At 58.7% G+C, this 15,504-nt stretch carries 15 protein-coding genes; 2 read left to right on the top strand and 13 right to left on the bottom strand.

Annotated features, from left to right (window positions below):
* Positions 1-233 precede the first annotated feature (233 nt).
* The 13 genes from L8I05_RS13015 to L8I05_RS12955 all read right to left on the bottom strand — a co-directional run bounded on the left by L8I05_RS13015 (position 234) and on the right by L8I05_RS12955 (position 12,832).
* On the bottom strand, positions 234-1,001 hold the full coding sequence (locus L8I05_RS13015; protein WP_017139071.1) for a TerC family protein: 768 nt from the start codon (positions 999-1,001) through the stop codon (positions 234-236).
* Positions 1,002-1,066: 65 nt separating this feature from the next.
* Positions 1,067-2,374 (bottom strand): CitMHS family transporter, encoded by a 1,308-nt coding sequence (locus L8I05_RS13010; protein WP_159953535.1) that lies wholly within the window; start codon positions 2,372-2,374, stop codon positions 1,067-1,069.
* A gap of 273 nt (positions 2,375-2,647) precedes the next feature.
* The gene (locus tag L8I05_RS13005) at positions 2,648-4,609 is read right to left on the bottom strand and encodes a DUF4105 domain-containing protein (RefSeq protein WP_242169400.1); all 1,962 of its coding nucleotides are present in this window, start codon (positions 4,607-4,609) and stop codon (positions 2,648-2,650) included.
* On the bottom strand, positions 4,606-4,926 hold the full coding sequence (locus tag L8I05_RS13000) for a DUF2388 domain-containing protein (protein ID WP_197626175.1): 321 nt from the start codon (positions 4,924-4,926) through the stop codon (positions 4,606-4,608). The genes L8I05_RS13005 and L8I05_RS13000 overlap by 4 nt, the downstream gene beginning before the upstream one ends.
* A 37-nt stretch (positions 4,927-4,963) precedes the next feature.
* A complete protein-coding gene (locus L8I05_RS12995; protein WP_242169398.1) occupies positions 4,964-5,272 on the bottom strand; it encodes a DUF2388 domain-containing protein in 309 nt (102 codons plus the stop codon).
* A gap of 107 nt (positions 5,273-5,379) precedes the next feature.
* Entirely contained in the window at positions 5,380-5,700 is a 321-nt protein-coding gene (locus L8I05_RS12990) for a DUF2388 domain-containing protein (RefSeq protein ID WP_159953539.1), read from the bottom strand.
* Positions 5,701-5,858: 158 nt separating this feature from the next.
* Positions 5,859-6,044 (bottom strand): DUF1127 domain-containing protein, encoded by a 186-nt coding sequence (locus tag L8I05_RS12985; RefSeq protein ID WP_242169396.1) that lies wholly within the window; start codon positions 6,042-6,044, stop codon positions 5,859-5,861.
* Positions 6,045-6,305: 261 nt separating this feature from the next.
* A complete protein-coding gene (locus L8I05_RS12980) occupies positions 6,306-6,521 on the bottom strand; it encodes a DUF1127 domain-containing protein (protein ID WP_003214752.1) in 216 nt (71 codons plus the stop codon).
* A 318-nt stretch (positions 6,522-6,839) separates the two neighbouring features.
* Positions 6,840-8,333: an acetyl-CoA hydrolase/transferase family protein gene (locus L8I05_RS12975; protein WP_242169394.1), complete on the bottom strand. Its 1,494-nt coding sequence runs from the start codon at positions 8,331-8,333 to the stop codon at positions 6,840-6,842.
* 253 nt (positions 8,334-8,586) lie between these two features.
* Positions 8,587-10,023 carry an NAD(P)(+) transhydrogenase (Re/Si-specific) subunit beta gene (locus L8I05_RS12970; RefSeq protein WP_242169392.1) on the bottom strand — a complete coding sequence of 479 codons (1,437 nt, stop codon included), beginning with the start codon at positions 10,021-10,023 and terminating at the stop codon, positions 8,587-8,589.
* Positions 10,020-10,343 (bottom strand): NAD(P) transhydrogenase subunit alpha, encoded by a 324-nt coding sequence (locus tag L8I05_RS12965; RefSeq protein WP_003170836.1) that lies wholly within the window; start codon positions 10,341-10,343, stop codon positions 10,020-10,022. The genes L8I05_RS12970 and L8I05_RS12965 overlap by 4 nt, the downstream gene beginning before the upstream one ends.
* A gap of 15 nt (positions 10,344-10,358) precedes the next feature.
* On the bottom strand, positions 10,359-11,480 hold the full coding sequence (locus L8I05_RS12960) for a Re/Si-specific NAD(P)(+) transhydrogenase subunit alpha (protein WP_197626167.1): 1,122 nt from the start codon (positions 11,478-11,480) through the stop codon (positions 10,359-10,361).
* A gap of 452 nt (positions 11,481-11,932) precedes the next feature.
* The gene (locus tag L8I05_RS12955; RefSeq protein WP_159953544.1) at positions 11,933-12,832 is read right to left on the bottom strand and encodes a LysR family transcriptional regulator; all 900 of its coding nucleotides are present in this window, start codon (positions 12,830-12,832) and stop codon (positions 11,933-11,935) included.
* Positions 12,833-12,989: 157 nt separating this feature from the next.
* On the opposite strand from L8I05_RS12955, the gene L8I05_RS12950 reads away from it, so the two are divergent.
* Positions 12,990-14,171 (top strand): acyl-CoA dehydrogenase, encoded by a 1,182-nt coding sequence (locus L8I05_RS12950; RefSeq protein WP_159953545.1) that lies wholly within the window; start codon positions 12,990-12,992, stop codon positions 14,169-14,171.
* 12 nt (positions 14,172-14,183) lie between these two features.
* A complete protein-coding gene (locus L8I05_RS12945) occupies positions 14,184-15,404 on the top strand; it encodes a CaiB/BaiF CoA-transferase family protein (protein WP_242169390.1) in 1,221 nt (406 codons plus the stop codon).
* The last annotated feature ends 100 nt before the right edge of the window (positions 15,405-15,504 follow it).

Raw genomic sequence — 15,504 nt, 5'->3', positions numbered from 1 at the left:
TAAGCTGTAGTTGGCGATCGGGCTGCACGCCAGCATCGCATAGCTAAAGTCGGGTTTGAAATAAAACTGTCATGAAATCATGAAGATCGTTCCCACGCTCTGCGTGGAAATGAACCCCGTGACGCTCTGCGTTGCATTGAGGGCGGACGCTGAGCGTCCGTAGTCGACATTCCCACGCGAAGCGTAGGAACGATCAAGGGGCTCGCAAGCCCCTTGTCAGCAGCGGGTCAAGGTTATTGACCCGGAATGTCCTTGCGCAGTTTCACAGGATCCTGCTGTTTCTTCTTTTTCGCGATGGCGGTGCGCATCTTGATGTTGACCGCTTCCACTGCCAGCGAGAACGCCATGGCGAAGTAGACGTAGCCTTTTGGCACGTGCACATCGAAGGATTCGGCGATCAGCACCGTACCCACCACCAGCAGGAACGACAGCGCGAGCATTTTCAGCGACGGGTGCTTGTCGATGAATTCGCTGATGGTGCCGGCAGCCAGCATCATCACCAGTACCGCAACCACAATCGCCGCGACCATGACCGGTACGTGGGAGACCATACCGACCGCGGTGATCACCGAGTCCAGGGAGAACACGATGTCGATGATCGCGATCTGGATGATGGTGTAGATGAATTTGCCACCCTTGCCGCCGGGCTCGTCGTGGGTTTCGTCTTCACCTTCCAGCGCGTGGTACATCTCCTGGGAGCTTTTCCACAGCAGGAACAGGCCACCGAAGAACAGGATCAGGTCGCGACCGGAAATGCCTTGGCCGAAGACCACAAACAGGTCGGCGGTCAGTTGCATGACCCACGTGATCGACAGCAGCAACAGGATTCGCGTGACCATGGCCAGGGCCAGGCCGAAGATCCGGGTGCGCGCCTGCATATGCTTGGGCATGCGGCTGACCAGGATCGAAATCATGATGATGTTATCGATGCCCAGGACGATCTCGAGGGCCGTCAGGGTGAAGAAGGCAATCCAGATTTCCGGATTGGTCAGCCATTCCATGTGTATTCCTTTGAGCAAATGTTAAACCGCGCAAGCTGCAGCGCCGCGCGGTTGGGTGGATACGATTATAGAGTGCTGAACAGCGGAAAAATCCCCATCAGCAAAGCGGCAAACATTATGCACAGGCACACCAGCACTGCCCACTTGAGGGTAAAACGTTGGTGATCACCAAATTCGATACCGGCCAGGGCGACCAGCAGGTAGGTGGAGGGCACCAGCGGGCTGAGCAAGTGTACGGGCTGGCCGACGATGGACGCACGCGCCATTTCCACGGCGGTGATGCCGTAGTGGCTGGCCGCCTCGGCAAGTACGGGCAGTACGCCGTAGTAGAACGCATCGTTGGACATGAAGAAGGTAAACGGCATGCTCACCAGCGCGGTGATCACAGCCAGGTAAGGGCCGAGCGCATCCGGGATAACCGCCAGCAGGCTCTTGGACATGGCATCGACCATGCCGGTGCCCGAGAGGATGCCGGTGAAAATGCCCGCAGCGAAAATCAGGCCAGTCACCGCCAGTACGCTGCCGGCGTGGGCGGCGACGCGGTCTTTCTGCATTTGCAGGCATGGGTAGTTGACGATCATCGCGATACTGAACGCCACCATGAACAGCACCGGCAGCGGCAACAGGCCGGCGATCAGAGTGCACATCAGGGCGAAAGTCAGCGCGCCGTTGAACCAGATCAGCTTTGGACGGCGGGCGTCCGGGAATTGCGACACGCTGATCTCGCTGTGGTCGATTTCATCACCTTGCAGGTGCAGTTCACCGAGGCGCGCACGTTCACGTTTGCCGTACATGTAGGCGATCACCAGGATCGCCACCACGCCGACGGCCATGGCCGGGATCATCGGTACGAAAATGTCCGAGGGGTCCACATGCAATGCACTGGCGGCGCGGGCGGTCGGGCCGCCCCACGGGGTCATGTTCATCACACCACCGGCGAGGATGATCAGGCCGGCCATGATCCGTGGGCTCATACCAATGCGCTTGTACAGCGGCAGCATGGCGGCGACGCAGATCATGTAGGTGGTGGCTCCGTCACCGTCGAGGGACACAACCAGGGCCAGTACCGCGGTGCCCACCGACACTTTCAGCGGGTCGCCCTTGACCATCTTGAGGATCTTGCGCACGGCCGGGTCAAACAGGCCGGAGTCGATCATCAAGGCAAAATAGAGGATAGCGAACATCAGCATCACGCCGGTCGGCGCGAGCTTGGTGATGCCCTCGAGCATCATCGGGCCGATCTTCGGTGCGAAACCGCCGAACAACGCGAACAGGATAGGCACGATGATCAGGGCGATCAGCGCAGACAGGCGCTTGGTCATGATCAGGAACATGAACGTGATGACCATGGCAAAGCCAAGGAAAGTCAGCATAGGAATACTCCAGGCGTGGCGCGGCTAGGGAATGGCGAACCGGGTTGGGGTCAGCGCAGTACGAAAGGCACGTAGCGTACGGGTGGAGTTGGGGCGAAGAGGCAAGGACGAGCGGACATCAGGAATCACCATTGTTGTTGTTAACAGCCGGTCTGTTGCCGGCAGTGGGGCGATCCTAGACGGGGAAGCTTTCAGCCAGCTTTCGCTGTGTAAGCTGATGATGAGAGGTTTTTCCTCTTTTTTTGTAGGATTGGTCAGCGTGCGTGTGTCGAATCAGGGAATTTCCAAGCCGCCCGCGGCTTTATGCAGCGCTCTTAGATGCTCGCCGACCTGCTTGAGGTTGGCTTCGCAGGCGGCAATCTCGGCGGCGCGGGAAGGCTCCAGCAGTACCCTCACCTCTTTATCCAGATCGCCGGTCAAGGATTGCAACTGCTTCTGGCGTTCGGCGCTTTCCGATTCCAGGCGTTTGGACTCCGAGGGTTGCGGCAGGCCGTAGCCGCCACTGCCAAGCAGTTCCGCCGGGCGGCTGAGGAAGCCGCTGTTGGCGAGGATCTGTTGCAGCGTTTTATTGGCTTTTTCCATGCCGCCGTTTTTCAGCTCGCGGGCACCGAGGTAGCGTTGCTTGACTTCGTCCTGTGCCAGCATCAGCTGTCTGCGATAGCTCGCCTGTTCCAGCAGCAGCAGTGCGGCGCTGGTGCGCAGGTCGGCCTGGCTGAACCATTGGCGGCGTTCTTCTGCGCTGAGGGACAGCCAGTCTTCGACTTGGGTCTGTTTGATCGGCAAGTGTTTGCGCAGCACGTCGAACATCGCCTGGTAACGCTCGCGGAACGAGTCGAAGTGATAACCCAGGCGCAATGCCTCACGCTTGTCGTTGAGTACGCTGGTGTCGGCCAGGCCGCGGGCGCTGAGCACTTCCAGCAAGCCGTTGGGGGTGATGTTGTCCAGGCCGGTCAGTTGCGGGTTGGCGCTGCCACTGCGCAATAGCTTCAGGCTCTCGACCGCGCAGTTGTTGGAAATGAAGAAGTAGTTGCCGTCGTAGCTCCAGTGCATTTCGGCGGCATGCTCGACGGTGTCTTCGATTTCCTGGCGCGTCAGCTTCAGCGGAACGGATGCCAGCCCGCGCAGTTCGGTCTTGGTGTATTCGTCGATCACCTGGGCCAGTGGTAATACAAACAGCCGCGACGGGTATTTGCCGACCAGGCCATCCCAGCTCGACAACTGCACGTCACTGACGAAGGCGCGGTAGGACAGCACCAGGTGTTGGTCCAAATCCAACCGGCAATCCGGCCCGCGCGGGCGGCCGGGTGCACAGATCACCAGGCGCAACATGCTGTGGCCCCAGCGGCTGACCAGATTCTGGTTGGCTTCGGCCAGCAAGTAGTCGATTTCATAAACCCGCTCAGGGTCGACCTGGCCCAGCGGCGTCTTGGCGAAATCATTGCCGGCGTTCAGGAAGGCGTAGGTTTTGGCGCAGGTGTCTTGCTCGGGCGGCGCCCAGCCGAAGTGCTCCTTGTAATAGCGAAACAGCGCGGGGCGGCGGCAGGCGTAGCTCGGGTCGAGGAGAAAGTACTCCATGTTGACCGCCACGAATTCCAGCGGGCTGGTGGTTTCGTAGATGTCCGGGCTGCGGGCGACCTGATGGTTGTGCTGTTCACGTTCGCCGCGACGGCCGACGTATTGCGGCCAGCCGGCAAGGTCCAGCAGGCGCGGGTCGTCACTTAAGGTAAAGCGGCGGTCATTCTGGCCACGGCATTGGTCGGGCAGGCCGATCAGGCCGGTGATGTTGTTCTGGCGGCTGCACCGCTGGATCAGTGTGCGGTCTTCTTTGGACCACAGGCGCGCACGGTCATAAATGTGAGTCAGTTCATGCAGCACGGTGGCGAGCATTTCGCGGCGCACGGTGCCGTGGGGGCGGTTGGTTTTCTGGGTGGCGGCGCTGCCGTCGGTCAGGCTGTCGAGCAGGTTTTGGTTGAGGTCCAGTTCGGACACCAAGGAGGCCTGACCATAGGCATTTTCAGGCATTTTGTCGGTCCAGCCGACATCAATGCGCCGGTCCAGCTGCTCGATAAAGCGCGGCGTCAAGGCGCGCATCGCTTCATCAAGCAATGCCTGGCTGGCCTGCTGTTGGGCCGGGCTCAAGCCATCGGTCTTGAGCCGCAGTTGCAGGCTGGCCTGGGCTGCGCCTGCACAGAGCAGCACAGTCCCGGCCAATAGCCAGGCGACCAGGCGCCTCACAGAGCGAGAATAGCTTCGGCGAGGGTCTGGTCACTGGCATCGCGTGCTTCCGGCACGCGGGTTCGCAGGGTATTGAACGCTGCTTCCAACTGCGCACCGCGGATTTCGCCATTGGTGGCGACGAAGCTGGCGGCGTCATCGTGGGCTTCGCGCACGACTTTGGAATCGCGGATGGATGTGGTGGTGTCCGAGGTGAAATCAATGGTGCGGGCCGAGGCACGAACGATGATGTTACTGGTGGCCTTCAACGTTTGCGCGTGGGCGACATCGGCCAACAACAGCAGGCCGAGAGCGGCGGCGATCAGCGGGCTACGCATGGAATAACTCCAAAACAAAGATAGAAAACACAGATGATTATTGGACGAGAATTGCTTGCACCAGTTCAAGGTCGCTTGCATGAAGTTTTGGCTGGGTACGGCGCAGATAATCCAGCGCGGATTCCAGCCTGGCGCCCCGCCATTGGCCGTCAGTGGCGATAAAAGCGGCAGCGTCATCCTGGGCAGCCATTACCAACTTTCTGTCAAAGGGCGCAGAGGTCACCTTGCTGGTGGCGTACGCGCTTATCACAGTGCTCTGCGTGGTCACATCAAAGGCCGAAGCCATTGGCGACCAGCAAGCGGAAAACAACACGGGAACCATTAACAGGCGGTATGAAAAAGCCATGGGACTCGACAACTGAAAGCGAGCGCCAAGGCTAGCGCAATGCCCGGGCGAGAGCCAGCGCTGACATATTTGGTAGCGGCTGGCGTTCTCTACGGGCTACCTGCTTATCAGATGGCCAGAATCGCCTGGGCCAACTGTGCGTCAGTGGCGGTGTTCAGTTGCGGTGCCTGTTGACGGATCTGAGCCAAGGCGCTTTCCAGCTTCACCCCGCGGATAGCGCCTTCACTGGCAACAAAGCTGGCGGCATCGTCACGAGCTGCCCGCACGACTTTGTTGTCACGCAGCGAGGACGTGGCATCCGAAGTGGCATCGGAGGTGGCTTTCAGCGCGCCGACGATTGAGTCGGTGGTGACGATGAGGCTGCTCGCGTGGGCATTGGCGGCCACGGCCAACAGGGCGGCGGCACTCAGCAGGCGAAGACGGGACATGGGATCACTCCTGTAGATGAACGAATAAAGCGGCGCAAAGCGGCCACTGTGAAACCGACATTGTTGCGATTGAGCATCAGACGTCGGTTCTACAAGGTTCGCCACGTGATGACTGGATCTTAAGCTGCCGTTTGTCCGTTCGGAAGTCTCCTGGCGGTCTAATCACGCCAGAACGGTTTGCACAGCTCGGCCATTCGGTCGCCCTGGCTGATGCCGGCATCGGACAACTCACGCGGGTCGAGTTGAGCCAGTTGGTGCCGCTCGTGGGTTTGGCGCGCCCATCTGGCTAATGCGTGGGCAGTGCGAAGGATCAGTCGTTTAGCGGGCGAGGTTTGCGCGTTCATGGCAAGGGCCTTCCATAGGTGTGGAGCTCCATGTTGGGCGTCTCCCCGCTACCGATACAGATACACCAAAGCTAAATTGTACCGCTTAACTGTTGTATTTTATTAACTGTACTGGTCGCTGCGAACCGCTTCTGTTTACCCCTGGAAAAGACCAAATCCCGGAAACAACAAAGCCCGCCTCCGGTTTCCCGGGGCGGGCTTTGCTTTGACAAATCAGGGTGCTGGCTGTGGACCCGGCGGGTCAGGGCCAGCGGGCGCCAATTAGCGCCAGAACGGCTTGCTCAGCTCTTCATAGCGTTGAGCTTCGCTGATACCAGCGTCAGCCAGCAGACGCGAATCCAGACGAGCCAGTTGGTGGCGGCTGGAGATGCGGCGCTGCCACAACATCAGGTTGGCGAGAACGCGCAAAGGCAGGGAAGCCTGGGTGTTTACAGCTTTTTCTTCGAAGAACAGATCGGAACTGAGTGTACGTTCCATGATGACATCCTTCCGCTTGTGGCGGGATTAGGTAGTGGTTTAACTGATGCCAATGATCCTCCTCCGACGCAAGACTCTCTAGATACAGTTCACCTGTATTGTGAGGGGCCAGTTAACTGTTTATAGCGGCTGTACTGTACGGAAATGGGGCAACTGTACCTGTCTGCACTGAAACAGGGCGAAATAGGCAAATTCGCAGATCGATGTGGGATATTTCAGTAGGAAATCACCGGTACAGCAGTACAGTTTTTTGCAGAAATGCGATTGGTACTGCCGGGCTGATGCAACTGTGTTTGCATCAGCCCGAATCTGTATCAATCAAGCCTTGAGCATATGCCCGGTTTCTTCCAGGTTAATGTGCCAACTCAGTGCTTCGCGCAGGATATGCGGGGTGTGCCCGCCGATGGCGCAGGCAGCGTTGAAGTAACTGTTCAGAGCGTCGCGGTACGCCGGGTGAACACAGTTGTCGATGATCACCCGGGCGCGTTCCCGTGGCGCCAGGCCGCGCAGGTCGGCAAGGCCCACTTCGGTCACCAGGATGTCGACGTCGTGCTCTGTGTGGTCCACATGACTGACCATCGGCACTACGCTGGAAATCGCGCCGCCTTTGGCAATCGACTTGGTAACAAAGATCGCCAGGTGCGCGTTGCGCGCGAAATCCCCTGAGCCGCCAATGCCGTTCATCATCCGCGTGCCGCAGACGTGGGTGGAGTTGACGTTGCCGTAGATGTCGAATTCCAGCGCGGTATTGATGCCGATAATGCCCAGGCGCCGCACCACTTCAGGGTGGTTGGAGATTTCCTGCGGGCGCAGTACCAGTTTGTCCTTGTAGTGTTCCAAATTGCCGAACACGTCGGCATTGCGCCGTTCAGACAAGGTAATCGAGCTGCCCGAGGCGAAGCTCAGCTTGCCCGCGTCGATCAGGTCGAACGTCGAATCCTGCAACACTTCCGAATACATGGTCAGGTCTTCGAACGGCGATTCGATCAGGCCACACATCACCGCGTTGGCGATGTTGCCGATACCGGCCTGCAGCGGGCCGAGTTTGTTGGTCATGCGCCCGGCGTCCACTTCCTGCTTGAGGAAGTTGATCAGGTGGTTGGCGATGCCTTGGGTGTCGGCGTCCGGTGGCGTCACGGTCGAGGCGGAATCGGCCTGGTTGGTGATCACGATGGCGACGATCTTTTCCGGCGGGATCGGAATGGCGGTGCTGCCAATGCGGTCGTCGATTTTTACCAGCGGGATCGGTGTGCGAGTCGGCCGGTAGGTCGGGATATAGATGTCGTGCAGCCCTTCCAGGTTAGGGTTGTGCGCGAGGTTGATCTCGACGATCACTTGCTTGGCAAAAATCGCAAAGCTGGCCGAGTTGCCCACGGAGGTGGTCGGCACGATATGGCCTTGCTCGGTGATTGCGACGGCTTCGATTACCGCAATGTCCGGCAGCTTGAGCTGGTTGTTGCGCAGTTGCTCAACGGTTTCCGACAGATGCTGGTCGATAAACATCACTTCGCCGGCGTTGATTGCCTTGCGCAGGGTGCTGTCCACTTGGAAGGGCATGCGGCGGGACAGCACGCCGGCTTCGGTCAGTTGCTTGTCCAGGTCATTGCCCAGGCTGGCGCCTGTCATCAGGGTGATTTTCAGCGGGGATGTCTTGGCGCGTTCGGCCAGGGCGTGTGGGACGGCCTTGGCTTCACCGGCGCGGGTGAAGCCGCTCATGCCGACGGTCATGCCGTCCTCGATCAGTGCTGCGGCATCTGCCGCGCTCATGACCTTGTTCAACAACGAAGGCAAGCGGATACGATCACGGTACATGGATTGTTATCTCGGGCTACGGAAGCAAGGTGGGCAGTTTAGTGATTTCAAAAAATTTCGGCCCGCTACCATGGTCGAATGCCGGGCAGCGATTTAGAGCCTTTGGTCGGGTTTCACGAGTGTGCAAAGCGGGACGCAGAGCGTCCCGGGATGCTTTCCGACGCAGAGCATGGGAACGATCAGCATGGCAACGATCATAAAAAAACCCCAGCCTACGGGAGGCCAGGGTTTAGGGTATTGCGCTGGCGCAGTTTTATTCGACGGCTTTGACCATATCTTCGATGACCTTCTTGGCATCACCGAAGACCATCATGGTCTTGTCCAGGTAGAACAATTCGTTGTCCAGGCCCGCATAGCCGCTGGCCATTGAGCGCTTGTTGACGATGATGGTCTTGGCTTTGAATGCCTCCAGGATCGGCATGCCGGCAATCGGCGAGTTCGGGTCGTTCTTGGCGGCCGGGTTGACCACGTCGTTCGCGCCCAACACCAGCACCACGTCGGCCTGGCCGAACTCTGAGTTGATGTCTTCCATCTCGAACACCTGGTCGTAAGGCACTTCGGCCTCTGCCAGCAGCACGTTCATGTGGCCTGGCATACGCCCCGCTACCGGATGGATCGCATACTTCACGGTTACGCCACGGTGGGTCAGCTTTTCGGTCAGCTCTTTAAGCGCATGTTGCGCACGCGCCACTGCCAAGCCATAGCCCGGCACGATGATCACGGTGTCGGCGTTGGTCAGCAGGAAGGTGGCATCGTCGGCAGAGCCGGACTTCACCGGGCGTGCTTCTTTAGAGCCGGCCGGGCCGGCTGCGTCCGCCGTGTTACCGAAACCGCCGAGCAGCACATTAAAGAAGGAACGGTTCATCGCTTTGCACATGATGTACGAGAGGATCGCACCGCTGGAGCCCACCAGTGAGCCGGCGATGATCAGCATCGAGTTGTTGAGCGAGAAGCCGATGCCTGCTGCTGCCCAGCCGGAATAGCTGTTGAGCATCGACACGACGACCGGCATGTCCGCGCCGCCAATCGGGATGATGATCAGCACGCCCAGCACGAACGCCAGGGCCAGCATCAATGCGAAGGCACTGAGGTTGCCGGTGAACATGAACGTCAGGCCTAGACCTAGAGTGAGCAGGCCTAATATCAGGTTCAGTTTGTGCTGGCCGCCGAACTGTACCGGTGCGCCCTGGAACAGGCGGAACTTGTACTTGCCTGACAGCTTGCCGAAGGCAATCACCGAACCGGAGAAGGTAATAGCACCAATGGCGGCGCCGAGGAACAGCTCCAAACGGTTGCCGGCGGGGATCGAGTCGCCCAGGTGTTTGACGATGCCCAGGGATTGCGGCTCGACCACAGCGGCGATGGCAATAAATACTGCGGCCAGGCCGATCATGCTGTGCATGAACGCCACCAGCTCGGGCATTTTGGTCATTTCCACGCGCTTGGCCATGATCGAACCAGCAGTGCCGCCGATCAGCAGGCCAACAATCACGTAGCCAATACCGGCAGTCGCCAGTTCAGCGCCAAGCTTATAGATGAGGCCCACGGTGGTCAGCACCGCCAGCGCCATGCCGAGCATGCCGAACAGGTTGCCGCGTCGCGATGTAGTTGGGTGCGACAGGCCTTTGAGGGCCTGGATAAAGCAAATCGACGCGATCAGGTAGAGCGTCGTGACCAGATTCATGCTCATGACGATGGCGCCTCTTCTTTTACTTTCGGGGCTTTCTTCTTGAACATTTCGAGCATCCTGCGCGTGACCAGGAAGCCACCGAACACGTTAACTGCGGCGAGCGCTACAGCCAGGGTGCCCATGGTTTTACCCAGCGGTGTAACTGTGAGTGCGGCAGCCAGCATGGCGCCGACGATTACGATCGCCGAGATAGCGTTGGTCACCGCCATCAACGGCGTGTGCAGCGCGGGCGTTACGTTCCAGACCACGTGGTAACCGACATAAATCGCCAGCACAAAGATGATCAGGTTGTAGATACCGGGGGAGATAAGCTCTTCCATCGTCTGAATCCCTGCTTAGGCGTTTTTGCGGATGACTTGGCCGTCGCGGCACATCAGGCACGCGGCGACGATGTCGTCTTCGAGGTTGATTTCAAACTGCCCTTCCTTGGTGAAGACCAGCTTCAGGAAGTCCAGCAGGTTGCGCGCATATAAAGCCGAGGCATCGGCGGCTACGGCGCCGGCCAGGTTGGTCGGGCCGCAGATGGTCACGCCGTTTTCCACCACGACTTGGTCGGCGACGGTCAGCGGGCAGTTGCCACCTTGAGCGGCGGCGAGGTCAATGACCACCGAGCCTGGTTTCATTTGTGCGACGGTCTCGGCACTGAGCAGAGTCGGCGCCTTGCGGCCCGGGATCAGCGCGGTGGTGATGACGATGTCGGCTTGCTTGGCGCGTTCGTGTACGGCCAGGGCCTGGCGCTGCATCCAGCTTGAAGGCATGGGGCGAGCGTAACCGCCGACACCGACGGCGCATTCGCGCTCTTCATCGGTTTCGTAAGGCACATCGACGAACTTGGCACCGAGGGATTCGATCTGCTCTTTAACGGCAGGGCGCACGTCAGACGCTTCGATCACTGCACCCAGGCGTTTCGCCGTGGCGATGGCCTGCAAGCCGGCAACGCCTGCGCCGAGAATCAGCACGCGGGCGGCTTTTACAGTGCCTGCAGCGGTCATCAGCATCGGCATGAAGCGCGGGTAGTGATGAGCCGCCAGCAACACGGCTTTGTAACCCGCGATGTTGGCCTGCGACGACAGTACGTCGAGGCTTTGGGCCCGTGAAGTGCGCGGCGCCGCTTCGAGCGCGAAGGCAGTGATGCCACGCTCGGCCAGCTTGGCAATGGTTTCATTGCTGAACGGATTGAGCATGCCCACCAACACGGTGCCGCTGTTGATCAGCGCCAGTTCGCTGTCGCTGGGGGCAACCACCTTGAGAATCAGCTCGGCACCAAACGCATCGCTGGCGCTGCCAATGGTTGCGCCTGCCGTTTCATAGGCACTGTCGACGACGCTGGCGTTAATACCGGCGCCACTTTGAACAGTGACCTTATGGCCCTGGCCGATCAGCTTCTTGATGGTTTCCGGGGTGGCAGCCACCCGCGTTTCACCGGTCTGGGTTTCGAGAGGAACACCAATGTGCACGTCAAATCTCCTGCATGATCTTTTTGCTTTTGATCTTTTTGTAAAAAGGCCAGTGCACCGTGAGTGGCGCAGCTGGGGCGGCCGATCAGCACGATCCCGCTGAAATGACAGCGGGGCGCGGCATTTTGCAGGCGAACTTTACGGCCTTCAAGGGATTATGACGGGTGACGAAAAATTAACTACAAGTCACCCTGTGACTGATTGTCGCAATACCCTGAAATAACCTCTTTAAATACAGGTGTTTAAAGGGTTACAGGCGGTTTTCGTATTATTTCCAATCGTCGGTGTGAATAGTCGGCTATTGGCCGGTCATTGTCGCTACAAGCCCTATGAATCATGGCTTTAAGCCTTATTTTATGTGGATGGGTACAGTCTGCTTAAATGCGACATATACGTACATCTGTAGGATTCGTATTTAATTGACTACAAAGTCAGTAAGTGGGGTTTGGCCTTTAAACACTTGGGTTGTAGCGCTGTGACTGGTCAATCAACCAATCCCGGAATGCGTGCAGCGACGCAGATTCGACTTTTCGTTCGGGAATCATCAGGTAATAAGCCTTGGAGCTACTGAGTGCTTCGGGGCTCGCGATTACCAATTGGCGCTCTCCCAGCTCACGCTGGATGAGGAATGGCGGAATGAGCGCAACACCCATGTCATGCATGGCGGCCTGGGACAACATCGAGAATAGCTCGTAACGAGGGCCTGTCATGTCGCGAGGTATGTTCAGTTGTTGCGCGTTGAACCATTGGCGCCACGCGTAAGGCCGGGTGGTTTGCTGCAGCAGCGGTAGTTCCGCGATTTCCTGGGGGCTGAAGTGGGTGCGGTTGCCCAGTAACCGTGGGCTGCACACCGGGACCGGGTCTTCTCCCATCAGCCGATGGGATTCGGTGCCGGACCAGTCAGCATCGCCAAAGTAGATCGCGGCATCGAATTCGGTATCGGCGAACAGAAAGGGGCGCGTGCGGTTGGTGAGGTTGACGGTCACTTCCGGATGTTGGCGTTGGAAGTCCTTGAGGCGCGGGATCAGCCATTGGGTGCCGAAGGTTGGCACCACGGCGAGCTCGATGACGTTAGCGCCCTGCTGCCCCATAACTGACAGGGTGTCGCGCTCCACTGCGTCCAATTGCATGGCGACGCGACGGCTATAGGACAGCCCTGCTTCGGTCAGTTTTACCCCGCGTCGGGAGCGCCGAAACAGCTCGACACTTAAAAACTCCTCAAGGCTGGCGATCTGTCGACAGATGGCGCCCTGGGTGATGGAAAGCTCATGCGCGGCCTTGGTAAAGCTCTCGTGGCGGGCTGCGGCTTCAAAACTGACCAAGGCAGTCGTGCTGGGAATTTTTCTGCGCATGTACGTTGTACTCACTTATAAAGCGCATCTGCGCCCTTCTCAGTCATTTCGAAGTGAGAAATTAGCACAACCCTATGCGTAAACCTCGTTTGCCCTCTGCTCATGCCCGGCCTAGGCTGCATCCACGACTTCTGATTTTTTCCGCGAGGACTTATTCATGGCTGGCAAGGCAAGCTTCAACTGGATCGATCCACTGCTGCTGGATCAACAGCTCACCGAAGAAGAGCGCATGGTGCGCGACAGTGCTGAGCAATTCGCCCGGGACAAGCTGGCGCCGCGTGTGCTTGAGGCCTTCCGCCATGAAAAGACTGACCCGGCGATTTTCCGCGAGATGGGCGAAACCGGCCTGTTGGGCGCGATGATCCCCGAGGAGTACGGTGGCAGCGGTTTGAACTACGTCAGCTATGGGCTGATCGCCCGTGAGGTCGAGCGTGTCGACTCCGGCTATCGCTCGATGATGAGTGTGCAGTCATCTCTGGTCATGGTGCCTATCAATGAATTTGGCACCGAGGCGCAAAAGCAGAAGTACCTGCCAAAGTTGGCCTCTGGTGAATGGATCGGCTGCTTTGGCCTGACTGAGCCTAACCATGGCTCGGACCCGGGCGCGATGATTACGCGAGCACGTAAGGTGGAGGGTGGTTACAGCCTGACTGGGGCCAAGATGTGGATCACCAATAGCCCGATCGCGGATGTGTTTGTTGTTTGGGGCAAGGACGATGCGGGCGACATTCGTGGCTTTGTCCTGGAGAAAGGCTGGAAAGGCCTGAGTGCGCCGGCGATTCATGGCAAGGTCGGCCTGCGGGCGTCCATCACCGGTGAAATCGTTATGGATAACGTGTTCGTCCCGGAAGAAAACATCTTCCCGGACGTGCGTGGCTTGAAAGGGCCCTTCACCTGCCTTAACTCAGCGCGGTATGGCATCTCCTGGGGGGCGCTGGGTGCTGCGGAATTCTGCTGGCACACCGCTCGCCAGTACACGCTGGATCGTCATCAGTTCGGGCGTCCATTGGCAGCCACGCAGCTGATCCAGAAGAAACTTGCCGATATGCAGACCGAGATCACGATGGCCTTGCAAGGCTGCCTGCGCTTGGGGCGTATGAAAGATGAAGGCACGGCGGCGGTTGAGATTACTTCAATCATGAAGCGCAATTCGTGCGGCAAGTCCCTGGATATCGCACGTATGGCGCGGGACATGCTGGGTGGCAACGGTATTTCCGATGAGTTCGGGGTGGCGCGCCACTTGGTCAACCTGGAGGTGGTTAACACCTATGAAGGGACTCATGACGTGCACGCCTTGATTCTTGGGCGCGCGCAAACCGGTCTTCAGGCGTTCTATTAATAGGAGCACGGCATGGGTGCGCTTTCACATCTGCGGGTACTGGACTTATCCAGAGTGCTGGCGGGCCCTTGGTCCGGGCAGATCCTGGCGGACCTTGGGGCCGAGGTGATCAAGGTCGAACGGCCAGGTAATGGCGATGACACGCGTGCGTGGGGGCCGCCGTTCCTTAAGGACGCGTATGGCGAGAACACCAGTGAGGCGGCGTATTACCTGTCGGCCAACCGTAATAAGGAGTCGGTGACCATCGACTTCACGCGACCAGAGGGTCAGAAGCTGGTGCGTGACTTGGCGGCCAAGTCCGACATCCTGATCGAGAACTTCAAGGTGGGCGGTCTTGCGGCGTATGGGCTGGACTATGAGTCGCTGAAGGAGATCAATCCGGAGTTGATCTATTGCTCGATCACGGGCTTTGGCCAGACGGGGCCTTATGCGACACGCGCGGGCTATGACTTCATGATCCAGGGCTTGGGCGGTCTGATGAGCCTGACCGGTCGGCCAGAAGGTGATGACGGGGCCGGGCCGGTCAAGGTTGGTGTGGCGCTGACGGACATCCTTACGGGTCTGTACTCGACCGTGGCGATCCTGGCTGCGCTGGCTCACCGGGACCATGACGGTGGCGGGCAGCATATTGATATGGCGCTACTGGATGTGCAGGTAGCGTGCCTGGCTAATCAGGCGATGAATTACCTGACGACGGGTGTGGCGCCAAAGCGCCTCGGTAATGCTCACCCGAATATTGTGCCTTACCAGGATTTCCCTACTGCCGATGGCGACTTCATCCTGACTGTGGGCAATGACAGGCAGTTTCGTAAGTTCGCCGAGGTGGCTGGGCAGCCGCAGTGGGCGGATGATCCGCGCTTTGCCACTAATAAGGTGCGGGTGGCTAACCGTGCGCAATTGATTCCGCTGATTCGCCAGGCCACGGTTTTCAAGACGACGGCTGAGTGGGTTTCGCAACTGGAGCGAGTGGGTGTGCCTTGCGGGCCTATCAATGACCTGGCGCAGGTGTTTGCCGACCCGCAAGTCAAGGCGCGTGGGTTGGCTATGGCGCTGCCTCATGCGTTGGCGGGGATGGTGCCTCAGGTGGCCAGCCCCATACGGCTGTCCAAGACGCCTGTGGAATACCGTAGTGCGCCTCCTCTATTGGGTGAACACACGGTACAGGTGCTGCAGAGTGTGCTGGGGTTGGGGGCGGCGAACCTGGCGGCATTAAAGGACGCGGGCGTTATTTGATCCGGCCCTTCTATATAGAGTGTGTAAGCGCGTTATAGGTTGTTTTTTAATCAATCCTAACTAATTGATAGAAAAGCAAAATTAAGGGTTGACGGCAGAA

The organism is Pseudomonas sp. MONT-RG-20F-20-E-7-02 (assembly GCF_022662395.1).
Lineage (GTDB): Bacteria > Pseudomonadota > Gammaproteobacteria > Pseudomonadales > Pseudomonadaceae > Aquipseudomonas.
This window is presented reverse-complemented; position numbering and strand designations above follow the sequence as displayed.

Excerpts from the sequence above, each read along its gene's own strand:
- L8I05_RS13000 (WP_197626175.1), bottom strand. The coding sequence starts at position 4,926 with ATGCGTAGCCCGCTGATCGCCGCCGCTCTCGGCCTGCTGTTGTTGGCC.
- L8I05_RS12975 (WP_242169394.1), bottom strand. The coding sequence starts at position 8,333 with ATGTACCGTGATCGTATCCGCTTGCCTTCGTTGTTGAACAAGGTCATG.
- L8I05_RS13015 (WP_017139071.1), bottom strand. The coding sequence starts at position 1,001 with ATGGAATGGCTGACCAATCCGGAAATCTGGATTGCCTTCTTCACCCTG.
- L8I05_RS13010 (WP_159953535.1), bottom strand. The coding sequence starts at position 2,374 with ATGCTGACTTTCCTTGGCTTTGCCATGGTCATCACGTTCATGTTCCTG.
- L8I05_RS12945 (WP_242169390.1), top strand. The coding sequence starts at position 14,184 with ATGGGTGCGCTTTCACATCTGCGGGTACTGGACTTATCCAGAGTGCTG.
- L8I05_RS12990 (WP_159953539.1), bottom strand. The coding sequence starts at position 5,700 with ATGTCCCGTCTTCGCCTGCTGAGTGCCGCCGCCCTGTTGGCCGTGGCC.
- L8I05_RS12980 (WP_003214752.1), bottom strand. The coding sequence starts at position 6,521 with ATGGAACGTACACTCAGTTCCGATCTGTTCTTCGAAGAAAAAGCTGTA.
- L8I05_RS12950 (WP_159953545.1), top strand. The coding sequence starts at position 12,990 with ATGGCTGGCAAGGCAAGCTTCAACTGGATCGATCCACTGCTGCTGGAT.
- L8I05_RS12965 (WP_003170836.1), bottom strand. The coding sequence starts at position 10,343 with ATGGAAGAGCTTATCTCCCCCGGTATCTACAACCTGATCATCTTTGTG.
- L8I05_RS12985 (WP_242169396.1), bottom strand. The coding sequence starts at position 6,044 with ATGAACGCGCAAACCTCGCCCGCTAAACGACTGATCCTTCGCACTGCC.
- L8I05_RS12970 (WP_242169392.1), bottom strand. The coding sequence starts at position 10,023 with ATGAGCATGAATCTGGTCACGACGCTCTACCTGATCGCGTCGATTTGC.
- L8I05_RS12955 (WP_159953544.1), bottom strand. The coding sequence starts at position 12,832 with ATGCGCAGAAAAATTCCCAGCACGACTGCCTTGGTCAGTTTTGAAGCC.
- L8I05_RS12995 (WP_242169398.1), bottom strand. The coding sequence starts at position 5,272 with ATGGCTTTTTCATACCGCCTGTTAATGGTTCCCGTGTTGTTTTCCGCT.